Consider the following 14,842-nt stretch of genomic DNA (forward strand, 5'->3'; position numbering starts at 1 on the left):
GCATCCCGAACAACCCGTTTCCATGGAGTGACTACAGATGGCATTGGTTGCGAGAATTTCCGCGAAGTCCGGCAAGACCATCCGCTCGATCAAGCTGCGCAAGGGCGTCAACGTGCTGGCGGCCGATGCCGACGCCGTCGTCACCGTGGTCGATGACGCGACCGGACTGACCGTCGATCATGCGAAGGTCGTCCACAAGGACGGTGAAGTGAGCGTTTCGGCGCCCGATTCCTACTTTGCGGCGATGCAGGACGCGCCGGAAGCGGGTGCGGCGGCTCCGGCTGCGACCGACGCGGCGGCGGCTCCCGCAGCGGAGACGGGCGGCGGCAACGGGCTGCTCTATGGCCTGCTCGGTGCGGGTGCACTCGGCGGCATCGTCGCGGCGGCTGCGGGCGGCAGTGGCGGTGGTTCCACCCCGACGCCCACCCCTACGCCGACCGACACCACCCCGCCCGCCGCGCCGACCGCGCTGGCGCTTGCGGCGGCCGATGACACCGGCACCTCGAATTCCGACCGCGTGACCAGCCAGACCTCGGGCCTCACCATCACCGGCACCGCCGAAGCCAACGCGACCGTCACCATCAAGGACGGCGCCACCACCGTCGGCACCGGCAAGGCGAACGCCAGCGGTGCCTTCAGCATCGACGTGGCGCTGGCGCAAGGCGCGCACAGCCTGACCGCCACCGCGACCGACGCGGCGGGCAACGTCGGCGCTGCCTCTTCGGCGCTCGGCATCACGGTGGATACCACGGCGCCAACGGTCGCGATCACCGCCGCCGACACTTCCCTGACCGGCTACCTCACGACCACGCTGACCTTCACGTTCAGCGAAACGCCCGCGGGCTTCACCGCCGCCGACGTCAGCGTAACCGGCGGCGCCATCAGTGATTTCGCCGTCTCGGCCAGCGACCCCAAGGTCTATACCGCCACCCTTACTCCGGACCGCACGACCCTGCCCGGCACGATCAACGTTGCGGTCGCGGGCGCGGCCTTCACCGATGCGGCGGGCAACGCCTCGAGTGCCGCGACGCCGATCGCCATCGCCTTCGATCCGGGCACGAGCGGACAGGTCGTCGACGGCTACCTCGCCAATGCCCTCGTCTTCCGTGACACCGACGGCAACGGCGTGTGGGACCACGAAAGCTTTACCGACACCAACAACAACGGCGTGCGCGACAGCGGCGAGGCATTCGTCGATGCCAACGGCGACGGTTTCTTCACCGCCGAGGAATACACCACCACGGACTCCCTGGGCAACTTCGACGACCTGCTCGGCAACGGCCGGATCGTCGCCACTGCGCTGATCGCGGGTGACGGGACCAACCTCACCACCGACATCGCGACCGGCAAGGCCTTTACGGGCATGTTCGTCGCGCCCGCCGGGTCCAGCGTCGTGACCCCGCTGACCACGCTCATCGCCGCGCTCACCCCGGCCAATGCCACCGCGCAGCAGCTTGCCGCCGCCGAGGCGCAAGTGAAGGCCGCGTTCGGCATCGATGCCTCGGTGAACCTCACCAGCTTCGATCCCCTCGCCGCGATCACCACCTCCACCGACGCGGCGACGCTGGCCAATGCCGTGGCCGCGCAGAAGGCGGCGATCCAGGTCGCCAATATTCTTTCCGTAGTCGCTTCGGCGAGCGAGGCGGCAGGCGTAGCGGGCGGGGCCAACACGGGATCGCAGGCCGCAATCCAGGGCATCGCCGCCCAGATCGCAGCGGGCCATACCGATCTGTCCGACGCCGCCGTCGTCAGCGCAGTGATCCAGAGCGCGGCGACCACCACCGGCAGCACTGCCCTCGGCACGCAGGCGAGTGCGATCGGCGAGGCGCTGGCCAGCGTCAACGGCGCGGTGCAGAGCGCCAGCGGCAGCGATGCGGTCAGCACGCTGGGCGCCGCCACCGCCGCGCAGATCGTCGCGCAGGACACCCTCGCCACGCAGGCCGGCACGGCGGTCAGCGGCGGCGCGGCCGTCGATCCGGCAGCCTACGAAGGCGCCGCCCTCACCGACAAGCTCGACACCGCCGCCGGTGAAGTGGGCACCGTCGGCCAGCCCCAGTCACCCGCGGATGGCTGGATAGCGCCGCCCGAGCGTCCCGTCGTCGACGACGGCGCGCGCGTCACGGCGGCCGAGGTGGCGGACGGCATCACCGTCACCGTCGCCTTCGATCCGGTCGGCGGCGCCAAGGCGGGCGATACGCTCAAGCTGATGATCGGCGGCAGCGACGTGAAATCCGTCGTCCTCACCGCCGCCGACATTCCGGCGGCAGGCGCAACCGGCGCGATCACTTTCACGCTTTCGGCGGCTGAACTCGGCGCGGACGGCGCCAAGTCGCTCACGGCCCTGTTCGTCAGCGCTGCAGGCGTGGTCGGGCCGGCTTCCCTGCCTGCGGTCATCACCCTCGATACCGCCGACACTATCGCGCCCGCCGCGCCGAGCGATCTCGCCACGCCCGAGGGTACGCTGATCACCGCGATCAGCGGGGCGGACGGCACGACCATCACCGGCACGACCGAGGCGGGCAGCACCGTCACCCTTACGCTGACCAATGGCGACGTGACCCTGACGAAAGTGGCGACCGTCAGCGGCACCGCCTTCACCGTGGCGCTCAGCGCCGCCGACCTCGCGCAGTTGGGCGAAGGCGCGGTGCATTACTCGGCCGTCGCCACCGATGCCGCCGGGAATGCCAGCGCACCCTCGCTCACCGGCCAGTACGTCTATTCGGTCCAGCCCATCGTCGCGCCCGATGTGCGCATCGACAGCCTCGGCGCGCCGGTGCTGAACGATGACGACGGCGGCACGATCGGCATCACCCCGCTCGCGGGCGGCGGCTTCGTGGTCCACTGGCTGGTCGATTTCGACCACGACGAGACGCCCGACGCCATCGCCGTGCAGCGCTTCGCGGCGGACGGCGCCAAGGATGGCGGCATCACCCTGCTGCAGGGCCTGTCCGAGCAGCTGGTAGCCGATGCGGGCGACGATTCCGCCTACGACCTCACCGCCCTCGCGAACGGCGGCTATGCGCTGGCGTTCACACTGTCGCAGGACACGTCCTATCGCAACATCGTGCTCTCGGCGCAGGCGCCGGTGGCCCCGATCGTCGGTGAGCCGACCGACATCTACGTCTACGACGCCCCCACCGGTGCGACGTTCGCGCTGATGGGCCTTGATGCGAGCGGGGCGGTTCGTACCGTGGCGCTCACCGTTGACGGTGGCCGGATCCAGATCACGCAGGCGATCCTCGACCAGTTCGCGTTCGACAACCGCCTCGCACTGACCGTGAGCGGCGTGGCTCCGCAGCAGCCCGTCATGGTGGCGATCGAAGCGAAGATCGATGCACTCTACGACCCCGCCGCGTCGCTGGAGAGCACCACCCTCACCGCGACCGTGCAGCAGGGCGGCATCGCCGTGCTCGGCAGCCCCGAGGGCCGGGTCGAGACGCTGCACCTCGACAGCGTGACCGGCACGCCGGGCGCCGTCGTGGTCACGATCACCTCGACGATCGACATCGCGCCCTTCAATACCCAGCCCGTGCCCAACTTCGCCGGGATCGAAGGGCTGACGGCCACGCCGAACGGCACCTTCACCATGGTCCTGACCGCCGGGGCGGACGGCACGTACAGCATCCCCCAGGAGGTGCTGACGTTCTTCGGCGAGGACTCGTTCCAGTCGGTCTTCGTCGTCACCGGCCTGACCGCCGGCACCACCGTCAGCGCGACGGCGGGCGTGCGCGAGGGCATCGACACGGTCGAGGGCGTATTCGTCCAGACCTTCGGCCCCGACGGCGTCGCCACCGGCCCGGTGGGTGAACGCGTGGACGGCGGCAATGCCCCGTTCCTCGGCGATGGCGACGATGACGGCGCGGCGAAGATCACCGCGCTTCCCGGTGGCGGCTATACCGTCAACTGGGTCGTCGATGCCGACGGCAACGGCGATGCGGACGGCCTTGCCTTCCAGCGTTTCGGCGCGGACGGCACCAAGGTCGGCGGCATCACCCTGCTCCAGGGCGTGACCGAGCAGTTGCTGGACCAGATCGACGAAGTCGGCTCCTACGACCTGCAGGCGCTGGCGAACGGCGGCCACGTGCTGACCTATTCGCTGTCGATGGAGCAGATCGGCACCAACGTCTCGCTGTCGCAGGCGGCGCCCACGATGCTGATCATCGGCATTCCGTCGAGCATCCAGGTGGATGCCTCGCTCAGCAACGTGAGCTACATGCTGCGCGGGCTCAACGCGAGCGGCGTGCTGATCAACGTCGCGGTGACGCCTTCGTCCGACGGGCGGATCGAGGTCACGCAGGCGCTCCTCGACCAGTTCGCGGTCGACAACCGCCTGACCCTCGTGGCCAGCGGCTTCACCTCGGGTCAGCAGACTTATGCTTTCGCGGTGTCGTCGGCAGACCGGATCTTCGACCTCGACGCCGCACTCGTGGACACGACCGCAACCGCCACGGTGCAATCGAGCGGCGTGGGCGTGCTCAACCTGCCGAGCACCCGTTCGGAAGTGTTCCACATCGACAGCGCCAGCGGCACGCCGACTTTCGTGACCATGCAGATCACGATCGCGGGCGGCAGCTACGTCGACATCTCCGGCGTACCGGGCGCCACGCGCCTGCCCAATGGCACGATCACGATCGCCAACCTGCAGGCGGACGCGAACGGCGACTATGCGGTGCCGGACGCCATCCTCGCGCAGACTTACGGCCACGACTTCCAGGCCCTGCTGATCGTCGGCGGTCTCGCCGCGAACAGCACCCTCACCGGCACCGTCGGCGTGCGCGCAGGCACCGACGCACAGGAGGGCGTTTTCGTCCACACCTTCGATGCCAACGGCGTCATGCTGCCGGGTTCGAGCGATCGCATCGACGGCCCCGGCAGCGCCGTGATCTCGGGCGACGATACCGACAACACCGTCCACGTCACTCCGCTGACCAATGGCGGCTATGTCGTCAACTGGGCGGTGGATGCCGACAAGGACGGCCAGGTGGACGGTGTGGCCGTGCAGCGCTACGCAGCGGACGGCACGAAGCAGGGCGGCGTCACCCTGCTGGAGGGCCTGCCCGCCGTCGCGCTGCAGGACGAGGACTTGCCGTTCGACCTGCAAGCGCTGGAGAACGGCGGCTACGTGCTGAGCTACGGCACCTCGGCCGAGCAGTACGGCGCCTCGATCATGCTCGGCGGCAGCGCGGGCAACCTGTACAACATCGTCGGACGGCCGACTGAAATCTACCTCGGCGGGGCTCCGGCCAATGCCAGCTTCCTGCTCTCGGGCACCGGCAACGACGGGTTCCTGTATCAGCTCACGATCACCCCGGATGAGAACGGAATGTTCGCCGTGACGCAGGACGTGCTCGACCAGTTCGCGGTCGACAACCGCTTCACGCTGGTCGCATCGGGCCTGCCGGGCACCTTCTCGTTCTATGTGAACGGGATCATGGACGTGGTCTACGATCCGGACTCGGCGCTGCAGCAGATCGAGCGGTCGATCACCACCGGGGACACCGTCACCGGCGTCGGCCTCAACGCCGGGCGCCTGCCCGACGGCACCACCGGGCTGCGGGCAGAGGCGTTCCACGTCGATACCCATGGCGCCGTCCCGACCAGCGTGACGCTGCAGATCATCCCGGGACAGCCGCACTCGCTCTACCTCGGCGACATTCCGGGCGTCACCGTCACCGAGACCGTGAACGGCATCATCCGCATCACCGGCCTCACCGCCGATGCGGACGGCGTCTACCGCGTGCCCGAGACGATCCTCGACCAGCTCGGCAGCCGCGACGCGCAGATCTCGCTGATCCTGGGCGGTATCCCGGCCAACCACACGGTGGACGCGACGATCGACGTGCGCGTGCCCTCCCCCGCGCAGGAAGGCCTGTTCGTGCAGACTTACGACGCCGAGGGGCACCTCGTCAGCGACAGCCTGCACCTCACCGGCACTGCCGGGCACGACCTGCTCATCGGCGGCGAGGGCAACGATGTCCTCTCCGGCCTTGCGGGCAACGACACCCTGATCGGCGGTGCGGGGCGTGACGTGCTGACCGGCGGCGACGGCGCGGACCTCTTCGTCCTCGACGCCCCGGACGGACAGACGCTGTCGATGACGGATCTCGTCACCGACTTCCAGATCGGCACCGACCATCTGCGCCTGCCGGGCGGCATCAGCTTCGAGGACGTGACCATCGCCCAGGGCAATCCCGCAGGCAACGGCGCTGCGGCAAGCGACAGCCTGGTCATCCATGCCGCCAGCGGCGACGTGCTCGCGGTGCTCGCCAATACCGAGGCCCAGGCGCTGACCCAGGCCTCTTTCGCCTGATCTGCCCCCGCCGACCCGCTAGATGCGGGTCGGCGGGGCGACTGCTTCAGGGCCATCGCTGCACAGGCTCGCGCAAGGCCGGCCGCGCCCCCGCGGAAGCTGGAATCTGACATTTTGCCGGAAGATACATTCGACCTCCGCTTGTGCGGGCGTCGAGCCACGATCATACTGACATTCCCTAAGGGAATGATGATATGGATCGACTATCAACCTTGAAGTTGCTTACCCGTGTCGTCGAACTGGGCAGCTTCACCCAGGCCGGGCACGAGCTTGGCCTGGGGCAGCCCTCGGTCAGCAAACAGATCGCCGCCCTCGAGGCGCATCTGGGCACGCGGTTGCTGGAGCGCACGTCTCGCGGACTCCGGCCGACTGCAGCGGGTCTGGACCTCTATCATTCGGCGCTACGCCTGACGAGCGACCTGGAAGAAACCGAGGCACGCATCCGCGATGGCTCCACAGCGCCGAGTGGCCTGGTCCGCGTTGCCACACCTCCGGCCCTTGGCCGCATGTACATCATTCCGCGCCTTCCCGCCTTCCTTGCACAATTCTCGGAGATCGAGGTCGAATTTACCGCAGGCCAGCCACTTGCCGACCTGGTCAGGGATGGCGTGGACGTTGCACTGCGCGTCGGGGAACTTGGTTCTTCGGCGCTGATCGCCCGCAAGATCGGCGAGATGCAGATGATGACTGTCGCCTCACCCGCCTACCTCGCCGCGCACGGCGTTCCGGCGAAACCGCAGGATCTGGCGCACCATAAGCTCATTGCCGCCCAGACCGGCGGGCGGGCCGTCGAATGGCGGTTGCGCGGCGAGGACGGCACTGCCGCGATCATGCCGACGGGCGCATTCCGGTCGAACGACGGCGAGGATTTGCGGGCCGCCGTGCTCGCCGGGCTCGGCATCCTGCATGGCCCGAGCGCGCTATTCCATGCGGATCTGGAAGCCGGCAGGATCGTCAGGGTTCTCGAAGCCTATAAAGCGGACGCCGATCCGATCCATCTGGTCACGTCGGGCGGGCGCAAGATGCCGTATCGCGTGCGCGTCTTCATCGACTTTCTGGCGGCGACCTTCGCCAGCGAACCCGGCCTTCGGATGATCTAAGCATTCCTTCAGGGATTGATTGCCATGCTTGCTTGCCACCTACAGCGTTCGGGGTGCCGGGCATAAGTTCGCTTGATGTCGCCAAGGCGACGCCAACCGGATCAGGATCGCATCATGTTGAAGACCGACCAGCCAACCTACCCGAGCTATACCGCAGACAGCCTCGCAGCGGTCGAAGCTCTCTACCGCTTCGCCGCCGGGATCGACCTCAAGGATACCGATCTTCTCGCATCGGCCTTCGCGGCGGATGCCGTGTCCGACTTCGGGCCTGCCGCCGCCAAGGCCGGTTTCGAATATCCGGTGCTGCAGGGGCGGGAGAATATCGTCGCCGCCCTGTCCGGATCGCTCAAGTCGCTCGCCACCACGCATTCGGTCAGCAACCCGCGCGTCACCGTCGATGGCGACCGGGCTCGGCTGGATGCACTGGTAGAGGCACAGCATGTGCCCGCGGCCGACCCTTCGCGGCACTATCTCATGAAGAACCGCTACGATGTCGAACTGGTCCGAAACGATGATGCGTGGGTTATTCAGCGCGTCACGATCGATAACCTCTGGCGCTCCGGCGATCCCGCAGTGCTCTCCGACATCTGAATACCGGGCGGCTTTCGCCAAAAAGAAAGATTCTCATGAAGCTGAATGGAAAAGTCGCGCTCGTCACAGGCGCGTCGAGCGGCATCGGCGCGGGCATTGCACGTGCCCTGGCCGCCGAGGGGGCGGCGGTGATCGTGAATTACGCCGCCAGCAGGGACGAGGCCGAAGCGGTGGCGGCCTCGATCGAAGCCGAGGGCGGAACCGCCACGGCCATGCAGGCCGACATGTCCAGCGAGGCGGACGTCGTGCGCCTCTTCAAGGACGTCATCGCCCGGCACCGCAAGCTGGATATCCTGGTCAACAATGCCGGCGTCGCACAGTTCGAGACGGCGGAGAGCCTGACCGAAGACGCGTTTCACAAGCAGTTCAACGTGAACGTGCTCGGCTATTTCCTGGCCATCCGCGAGGCGGTCAGACATTTCGGCGAGGACGGTGGCAGCATCGTCAACATCAGCTCGATCCTCAGCACGCATCCGTCTCCCGGCACCAGCATCTATGCCGCGACCAAAGGCGCGGTCGACACCATGACTTATGCGCTGGCGCGCGAACTGGGCCCGCGCGGCATCCGGGTGAACGCCGTGATGCCGGGCTATACCAACACCCGCGCGACCCAAGGCAATTTCGCGGGCGAACTGGGTGAAAGGCTGCTCGCCGAGACGCCGCTGGGGCGCTTCGGCGAGCCGGAGGACATCGCGCCGACCGTGCTGTTCCTGGCATCGGACGACGCCCACTGGATCAGCGGCGAGTCGATCAGGGCCACCGGCGGGGCGCGCGGCGTCTGAAGTGTCAGGGCTGGTCCCGGCCTGAAATCTGCGCCTTGCGGAAGCAGGCCGGGACATGGTCGTTAGTGATGCCGACGGCCTGCATCCAGGCGTAAACGATCGTCGGTCCGACGAACTTGAAGCCCCGGGTCTTCAGATCCTTCGAGATGGTCGCCGACAGCGCGGTCTGCGCGTCGGTGACCTTGCCTTCGATCGGCTTGCCCGAAGTGAAGGACCAGCAATAAGCCGCGAAATCCTCGCCGCGATCCTGCATCTCGTTGTAGATTTGCGCGCCCCGGATCGTCGCCTCGATCTTGGCCCGGGCGCGGACGATGCCGGGATCGCCCATGAGGCGTTCGATATCCTGCCCGTCGAACCGGGCGACTGTCTGCGGATCGAACCCGGCGAAGGCTGCGCGGAACGCCTCGCGCTTGCGCAGGATGATCTCCCAGGAAAGTCCCGCCTGGAAGCCTTCCAGCATCAGCGTCTCCCAGAGCATGCGGGAATCGCGTTCCGGCAAGCCCCATTCGGTATCGTGGTACTGCTGCATGAGCGGGTTCGATCCCGCCCAGCCGCAGCGGTGCTTGTCGTCCATAGTCAGTTCCTCCTGTCGCCTCACTGATCGACGATCCGGGTATCGGCGATCGTCCCGGCAAAGCCGTTGCCGAACAGCGTGGCCGGGGTCTGGAAGCCCGGCCGGGCTTCGCCACCCAAGACCCGCCGCGCCGCTTCCGCCGCCGCGATCGTCGTGAAGGTATAGCCGTTTACGGTATCGAGCAGCGACCGAACCACCGTGCCGTCCTCGCCCGTCACTTCCACTGCCGCCTGATAGCGATTGGCTTCGCGCTGTTCCAGCGTCGGGCCATCCGGCATCTGCGCCAGATCGCCCTCGGGGAAGGCGCCCTCCGACACGTGAACGAACGTCTCGATGTTCGGGATGCCCGTCGCATGCCAGATCGCGATGAGATCGGGCAGCGTCACCGGGAAGGCCATGGCCGGGCCCTTGCCGAAATCGAAGGCGCGGACCTCATCCGCATTGCGGCCGACCAGCGCCCCGTCGACGCGGTGGAGCGTCTGCGCCGTCACGTTCTCGCTGGCGCTGACCGCCGACCCGCGCGAGAAGCCGCCGGTGACATGCAGCGCGATGCTGACCTTGATGGGAGCGGCCACCCGCTTCGCCGCATGTCCGGCCAGCGATCCGAGCATTGCCACGCTGCCGCCGCTTCCGGGCAGCAGCATGACGCCCGCCGCCCTGGCTTCAGCATCCAGCGTCTCGGCAAGCCGGTAGCTGTCCATCTCGGCCGCGATGTCGAGATAGTGGACTCCGCTCGCCAGGCACGCACGCATCAGCGGCTCAGCCGTGTGCATGAAAGGCCCGGCGCAGTTCACCAGCACGCCGATGCCGTCCATTGCCGCGTTGGCAGCGGCGCGATCGTCGGCCGCGAACAACCGGTACTCCACCCCCAGTTCCGCGGCGAGCAGGCCGAGCCTGCTTTCGTCCTTCACTCTTCCGGCGATGACGAAGTCAAGCCCGTGCGCCTTCGCGTTGGCGCAGACCATGCGCCCGGTGTATCCGGCCGCGCCGTATATGATCAGTTTCGACATGTCAGTGCTGCCAGTTCTTGTAGGTGAATTCGAGGCTGTATCCGTCCGGATCGAGCACGTTCGCGGCGTAATAGCGCGGGTCGTAATGGAGCCGGGGGCCGGGCGGTCCGTTGTCGGTCCCGCCCGCAGCGATGGCGGCGGCATAAGCCGCATCAACCTCCGCCCGCGAACCGGCGATGAAGCCGACATGCGCGGCACCGCCCTCGACGGTGCCCGGCCGCAGCCAGAAAGCCATCCGGTTGTCCTTGCCGAACCCCTTGAGGTCCGGATGCCCGGGAGGGCCGTCCTTTCCATCGTAATCGATCCGCTGCGTGATCCCCAGCGGCGTCAGTGCGGCGGTGTAGAAGGCGACCGAGCGATCGAGATCGCTGACCGACAGGAAGACGTGATCGAGCATGTGGCTCTCCCGTTCAGATGATGTAGCCGCCGGCGATTTCGATCGACTGCGCATTGACCCAACGATTGTGATCGGAAAACAGCCCCGCGATGGCGCCGCCGACGTCATCCGGTTCGCCGACCCGGCCGAGCGCGGTCTGCCCGGCCAGCATGGCCTCGAACTCGTCATCGAGACCGCCGCCCAGGTCGGTGCGGATCGCGCCCGGTGCGATCGAATTCGCGCGGATGCCGCGATGCCCGAACTCCTTCGCCATGTAGCGGGTAAGCACTTCGAGCCCGCCCTTGAAGCTGGCGTAAGGGGCAACACCGGCGGTCGCGACACGCGTGGTGGCGCTGGCGACATTCACGATATGCCCGCCATCGGCCATGAGCGGCAGCAGCGTCTGCGTCAGGAAGAACGGTCCCTTGAGGTGCACGGCGAACAGGCCGTCAAACTCCGCTTCCGTGACCATCGCGATCGGATTGAAGACGCCGTAACCCGCGTTGTTGACGAGGCCGTCGAAATCCTCGCGGCCCCAATGGGTCTTCAGCGCGGCGCCGACGGCATCGCGGAAGGCGGGAAACGTGGAGGTGTCAGCGACGTCGAGCTTCAGTGCGGCCGCCTTGCCGCCATCCGCCTCGATCCCGGCGACGACGGCTTCGGCACAGGCGGGGTTGCTATTGTAGGTGAGGATGACCCCGATGCCTTCCCTGGCGCAGAGGCGGGCGGCGCTGGCACCGATGCCCCGGCTCCCACCGGTGATGATGACGATTTTCATTGGGTAGTTCCTCGCGATGTTGTCGAGCCTTGAACTACGCCGATGGGCCAGACGGCGCTCACCGGATCCTCTTCGATCCATGCCTATTTCTGCTTTTGACTTGGCCGGGTGAACTGCGCGTGAGATGGTCATCCGCATGAACGCGAACCTCACCGAACTGCGCCGCCTGGCCGCGCATGCCGAAAACCGGCGCACCGACACAGGCATACCTCGGGTCGCGATGGTGCAGGGCGAAACTCCCGAACATCAGCTTGCAGCGGTCTATGATCCGATGATCAACCTCATTCTCACCGGATCGAAGACGATGACGGTCGGAGACCGCACGCTGCGCTACGATCCGGCCACTTACTTCGTGATGTCGATCGATCTGCCCGCCGTGGGCTCTGTTCACCCGGCCGAGACCGGCGAGCCCTATCTGGCAGTGAGCCTCACGCTGGAGCCGACGATCGTTGCAAACCTCTTGGCCGACCTGCCCAAACCTGCCGGAGGGGATATCTACAGCCCCGGTTTCTCGATCGCGCCGGTGACGGAGGAACTGCTCGACGCCTGGGTGCGCATGCTGCGCCTGATGGAGCGCCCCGCCGATATCGCCGCGCTGGCTCCCGCCTATGAGCGCGAAATCCTCTACCGCGTCCTCCAGGGGCCGCATGGCTGGATGCTGCGCGACATCGCCGCGCCGGGTACTGCGCTCTCGCGCGTCAGCATCGCCATCCAGTGGATACGTGAGAATTTCACCAGGCCGCTAAGGGTCGAGACCCTGGCCGCGATGGCGGCGCTCAGCGTTTCCGCGTTTCACCGGCACTTCAAGGCGGTCACGGCGCTCAGTCCGCTTCAGTATCAGAAGCGGATCCGGCTGCTTCACGCCCGGTCGCTGCTGATCGCGGGAGAAGGCAATGCGACCTCGGTTGCGTTCGGCGTCGGCTACGAAAGCCCGACCCAGTTCAGCCGGGAGTATTCCCGCTATTTCGGAGTACCGCCGTCGAAGGAATCCCTGGTTTCAGCGCGGCGGCGGCAGGCGCAGCAGTTCAATCATCGATCGGCCCTGCCTTCGCTCGCCCAATAAGATCATGGAACTTCCTGATGCCCGCCATCGCGGCGCATAACCTCGTGCGTGCAGGTGACAGCCTCATCCGCAGGTATGATCGAGCAGAGGGCCCGGTCCGGGGCCCGCCGCCGGAGACCGGCGGGCGGGCGCTTGGAGCACCGGATGGTTCGGGAAGAGCCGCCTTCAGATCTGGACCTGCCCGCCATCGACGAAGAGTTCGACGCCGTTGACGAAGCTGGCTTCTTGCGAACTGAGGAACAGCACGGCCTTGGCGATCTCCGAAGGCTGGCCGATGCGCCCCGCAGGGATCAGTCCGGCCAGATAGGCCTTGGTGTTCTGGGCATCCGCGCCGCCGCCGAACAGGTCATCGACGCCGGGGGTGTCGGTGACGCCGGGGCTGACCGCGTTGACGCGAATGCCGCGATCCTTGAGGTCGAGGATCCAGTTGCGGGCGAAGCTGCGCACCGCCGCCTTGCTGGCGCTGTAGACGCTGAGCGCAGGCGTGCCGGAAATGCTCACAGTCGATGCGGTCAGCACCACCGAGGCGCCATCGCGCAGCAGCGGCAGCGCCTTCTGGACGGTGAACAGCACGCCCTTCACATTGGTGTCGAAAGTCTTTTCGTAGTGCTCCTCGGTAATGGCGCCAAGCGGAGCGAACTCGCCGCCGCCGGCATTGGCGAAGACCACGTCGATGGCGGAATGCTGCTGCTGGACGGCATCGTAAAGGCGGTCGAGATCGGCCAGCTTGCTCATGTCGGCCCGCACTCCGGTGACTTTGCCGCCAATGGCCTTCACCGCTGCATCGAGCGCCTCCTGGCGGCGGCCGGTGATGAACACCGATGCCCCTTCGTCGGCAAACGCCTTTGCCGTCGCCAGACCGATGCCGGTCGTTCCACCGGTGACGACGACGACCTTGTTTTCGAACCTGTTAGCCATGTCATTTCTCCATTCTCGTGTCCGGCTGGCACCGTTGCCTGCCGCTGGAGAGACAAATGCATCCGGAACGATCTTGGCTGTAGTCGGCAAAATCGCTACTCATCGTTCCATCAGAGGAACGATGAGTAGCGCTCCATGGCGGACTTCAACGACTATGCCTATTTCGCCGAGGTGGTGAAGCACGGCGGCTTCGCCCCGGCCGGGCGCGCGTTGCGCACGCCGAAATCGAAGCTCAGCCGCCGTATCGCTGCATTGGAGGAGCGCCTCGGCACTCGGCTGATCGAGCGTTCCTCGCGGCGCTTTCGCGTTACCGAAGTCGGCGAGGCGTTCTATGCCCGCTGCCGCGCCATGCTGGAGGAAGCCGAGCAGGCCGAGGCGCTCGTCGCGCAGGCACAGGCCGAGCCGCAGGGACGGGTGCGTTTCAGTTGCCCGCGCGGCCTGGTGGAAGTGCTCTCGCCCCACCTGCCCGCGTTTCTGGCCCGTTATCCCAAGGTCGCCTTGCAACTTATCGCGACGGATCGGCCGGTCGATCTCATCGCCCAGCGTATCGACGTCGCCCTGCGGGTACGCGTGACGCTCGACAGCGACGCCTCGCTGACGATGCGCACGCTGGGGCAGTCACGGCGTATTCTGGTGACCGGCCCAGCACTGGCCGCAAGGCTGCAGGACACCACGATGGAAGGTTTGAAGCTGTTGCCGACGCTCGGGTCGAGCGACGAGATCGGCGAGATCACATGGCACCTTGCCGGGCCCGACAACACGGTCATCGATCATCGCCACGAACCGCGAATGACCTGCGAGGACTTCGCGGCCCTGCGTGAAGCGGCCATGGCGAACATCGGCGTCGCCCTGCTGCCCGATCATTCCTGCCGCGAGGATCTCGCCGCAGGCAGGCTGGTGCGCATCCTGCCTGAATGGGGTGGGCAGACGGGCATCGTCCATCTGGTCTTCACCACGCGGCGCGGCCTGCCCCCCGCCGTCCGCTTGTTCATCGACCATATCGCCGCGACCTTCCGCACCCTCGACAGCGCGCGCTGACCGGACGACTTCCTGCTGGGATGTTACGCGAGACATGCGCAAGGATGTTTTCGGATCGCAGGCAGGTCCGGTGAATTGAGCGGAACGGCAATCCGGAGTGAAACGATGCTGGTCTTTCGAAGTTCTACATTTCGAATTTATTGATGCGGATTTACGTCAACGGATGTCGATGAACCGTAAGCGGTAAAGATCCCCCACATTTTCAGATGCTCCGAGGTTGTTAAGTTTCGCCGCAATGAATGGCGAGGTTACCAGTGAGAGATGAAACTGATTTCGAAACATGTTTCGATACGAACGCCCCG

Annotated in this window: 11 protein-coding genes; 6 read left to right on the forward strand and 5 right to left on the reverse strand. The window is 66.6% G+C overall.

Going from position 1 to position 14,842, the window contains the following annotated elements; all coding sequences use genetic code 11:
- Positions 1 to 37 precede the first annotated feature (37 nt).
- The 4 genes from V2S85_RS18030 (at position 38) to V2S85_RS18045 (ending at position 8,783) form a co-directional block, all read left to right on the forward strand.
- On the forward strand, positions 38 to 6,310 hold the full coding sequence (locus tag V2S85_RS18030; RefSeq protein WP_330704224.1) for an Ig-like domain-containing protein: 6,273 nt from the start codon (positions 38 to 40) through the stop codon (positions 6,308 to 6,310).
- Positions 6,311 to 6,522: 212 nt separating this feature from the next.
- Positions 6,523 to 7,410 (forward strand): LysR family transcriptional regulator, encoded by an 888-nt coding sequence (locus V2S85_RS18035; RefSeq protein ID WP_330704225.1) that lies wholly within the window; start codon positions 6,523 to 6,525, stop codon positions 7,408 to 7,410.
- Between the two features lie 114 nt (positions 7,411 to 7,524).
- Positions 7,525 to 8,001 (forward strand): nuclear transport factor 2 family protein, encoded by a 477-nt coding sequence (locus V2S85_RS18040; RefSeq protein ID WP_330704226.1) that lies wholly within the window; start codon positions 7,525 to 7,527, stop codon positions 7,999 to 8,001.
- A 35-nt stretch (positions 8,002 to 8,036) separates the two neighbouring features.
- Positions 8,037 to 8,783 carry a glucose 1-dehydrogenase gene (locus V2S85_RS18045; RefSeq protein WP_330704227.1) on the forward strand — a complete coding sequence of 249 codons (747 nt, stop codon included), beginning with the start codon at positions 8,037 to 8,039 and terminating at the stop codon, positions 8,781 to 8,783.
- A gap of 4 nt (positions 8,784 to 8,787) precedes the next feature.
- Here the strand turns inward: V2S85_RS18045 and V2S85_RS18050 are convergent, their stop codons facing one another.
- The 4 genes from V2S85_RS18050 to V2S85_RS18065 are packed head-to-tail and all read right to left on the reverse strand — an operon-like array spanning position 8,788 to position 11,521.
- Positions 8,788 to 9,357 (reverse strand): DNA-3-methyladenine glycosylase I, encoded by a 570-nt coding sequence (locus tag V2S85_RS18050; RefSeq protein WP_330704228.1) that lies wholly within the window; start codon positions 9,355 to 9,357, stop codon positions 8,788 to 8,790.
- A gap of 20 nt (positions 9,358 to 9,377) precedes the next feature.
- Positions 9,378 to 10,367 (reverse strand): saccharopine dehydrogenase family protein, encoded by a 990-nt coding sequence (locus V2S85_RS18055; RefSeq protein ID WP_330704229.1) that lies wholly within the window; start codon positions 10,365 to 10,367, stop codon positions 9,378 to 9,380.
- Between the two features lies 1 nt (position 10,368).
- A complete protein-coding gene (locus tag V2S85_RS18060) occupies positions 10,369 to 10,764 on the reverse strand; it encodes a VOC family protein (protein ID WP_330704230.1) in 396 nt (131 codons plus the stop codon).
- A gap of 13 nt (positions 10,765 to 10,777) precedes the next feature.
- A complete protein-coding gene (locus V2S85_RS18065) occupies positions 10,778 to 11,521 on the reverse strand; it encodes an SDR family NAD(P)-dependent oxidoreductase (RefSeq protein WP_330704231.1) in 744 nt (247 codons plus the stop codon).
- Positions 11,522 to 11,657: 136 nt separating this feature from the next.
- On the opposite strand from V2S85_RS18065, the gene V2S85_RS18070 reads away from it, so the two are divergent.
- Positions 11,658 to 12,584, forward strand: a complete 927-nt coding sequence (locus V2S85_RS18070) for an AraC family transcriptional regulator (RefSeq protein WP_330704232.1) — start codon at positions 11,658 to 11,660, stop codon at positions 12,582 to 12,584.
- A 165-nt stretch (positions 12,585 to 12,749) separates the two neighbouring features.
- Here the strand turns inward: V2S85_RS18070 and V2S85_RS18075 are convergent, their stop codons facing one another.
- Positions 12,750 to 13,502 carry a glucose 1-dehydrogenase gene (locus V2S85_RS18075; protein ID WP_330704233.1) on the reverse strand — a complete coding sequence of 251 codons (753 nt, stop codon included), beginning with the start codon at positions 13,500 to 13,502 and terminating at the stop codon, positions 12,750 to 12,752.
- A 135-nt stretch (positions 13,503 to 13,637) separates the two neighbouring features.
- On the opposite strand from V2S85_RS18075, the gene V2S85_RS18080 reads away from it, so the two are divergent.
- A complete protein-coding gene (locus V2S85_RS18080) occupies positions 13,638 to 14,540 on the forward strand; it encodes a LysR substrate-binding domain-containing protein (protein ID WP_330704234.1) in 903 nt (300 codons plus the stop codon).
- Positions 14,541 to 14,842: the final 302 nt, after the last annotated feature.

Origin of the sequence: Novosphingobium resinovorum, from assembly GCF_036352595.1 — a bacterium.
In the GTDB taxonomy this organism is placed as follows: domain Bacteria; phylum Pseudomonadota; class Alphaproteobacteria; order Sphingomonadales; family Sphingomonadaceae; genus Novosphingobium; species Novosphingobium resinovorum_B.

Bases quoted from the DNA above. Each gene is read 5' to 3' on its own strand.
- V2S85_RS18070 (WP_330704232.1), top strand. From the start codon at position 11,658: ATGAACGCGAACCTCACCGAACTGCGCCGCCTGGCCGCGCATGCCGAA.
- V2S85_RS18040 (WP_330704226.1), top strand. From the start codon at position 7,525: ATGTTGAAGACCGACCAGCCAACCTACCCGAGCTATACCGCAGACAGC.
- V2S85_RS18050 (WP_330704228.1), bottom strand. From the start codon at position 9,357: ATGGACGACAAGCACCGCTGCGGCTGGGCGGGATCGAACCCGCTCATG.
- V2S85_RS18045 (WP_330704227.1), top strand. From the start codon at position 8,037: ATGAAGCTGAATGGAAAAGTCGCGCTCGTCACAGGCGCGTCGAGCGGC.
- V2S85_RS18065 (WP_330704231.1), bottom strand. From the start codon at position 11,521: ATGAAAATCGTCATCATCACCGGTGGGAGCCGGGGCATCGGTGCCAGC.
- V2S85_RS18055 (WP_330704229.1), bottom strand. From the start codon at position 10,367: ATGTCGAAACTGATCATATACGGCGCGGCCGGATACACCGGGCGCATG.
- V2S85_RS18060 (WP_330704230.1), bottom strand. From the start codon at position 10,764: ATGCTCGATCACGTCTTCCTGTCGGTCAGCGATCTCGATCGCTCGGTC.
- V2S85_RS18075 (WP_330704233.1), bottom strand. From the start codon at position 13,502: ATGGCTAACAGGTTCGAAAACAAGGTCGTCGTCGTCACCGGTGGAACG.
- V2S85_RS18080 (WP_330704234.1), top strand. From the start codon at position 13,638: ATGGCGGACTTCAACGACTATGCCTATTTCGCCGAGGTGGTGAAGCAC.
- V2S85_RS18030 (WP_330704224.1), top strand. From the start codon at position 38: ATGGCATTGGTTGCGAGAATTTCCGCGAAGTCCGGCAAGACCATCCGC.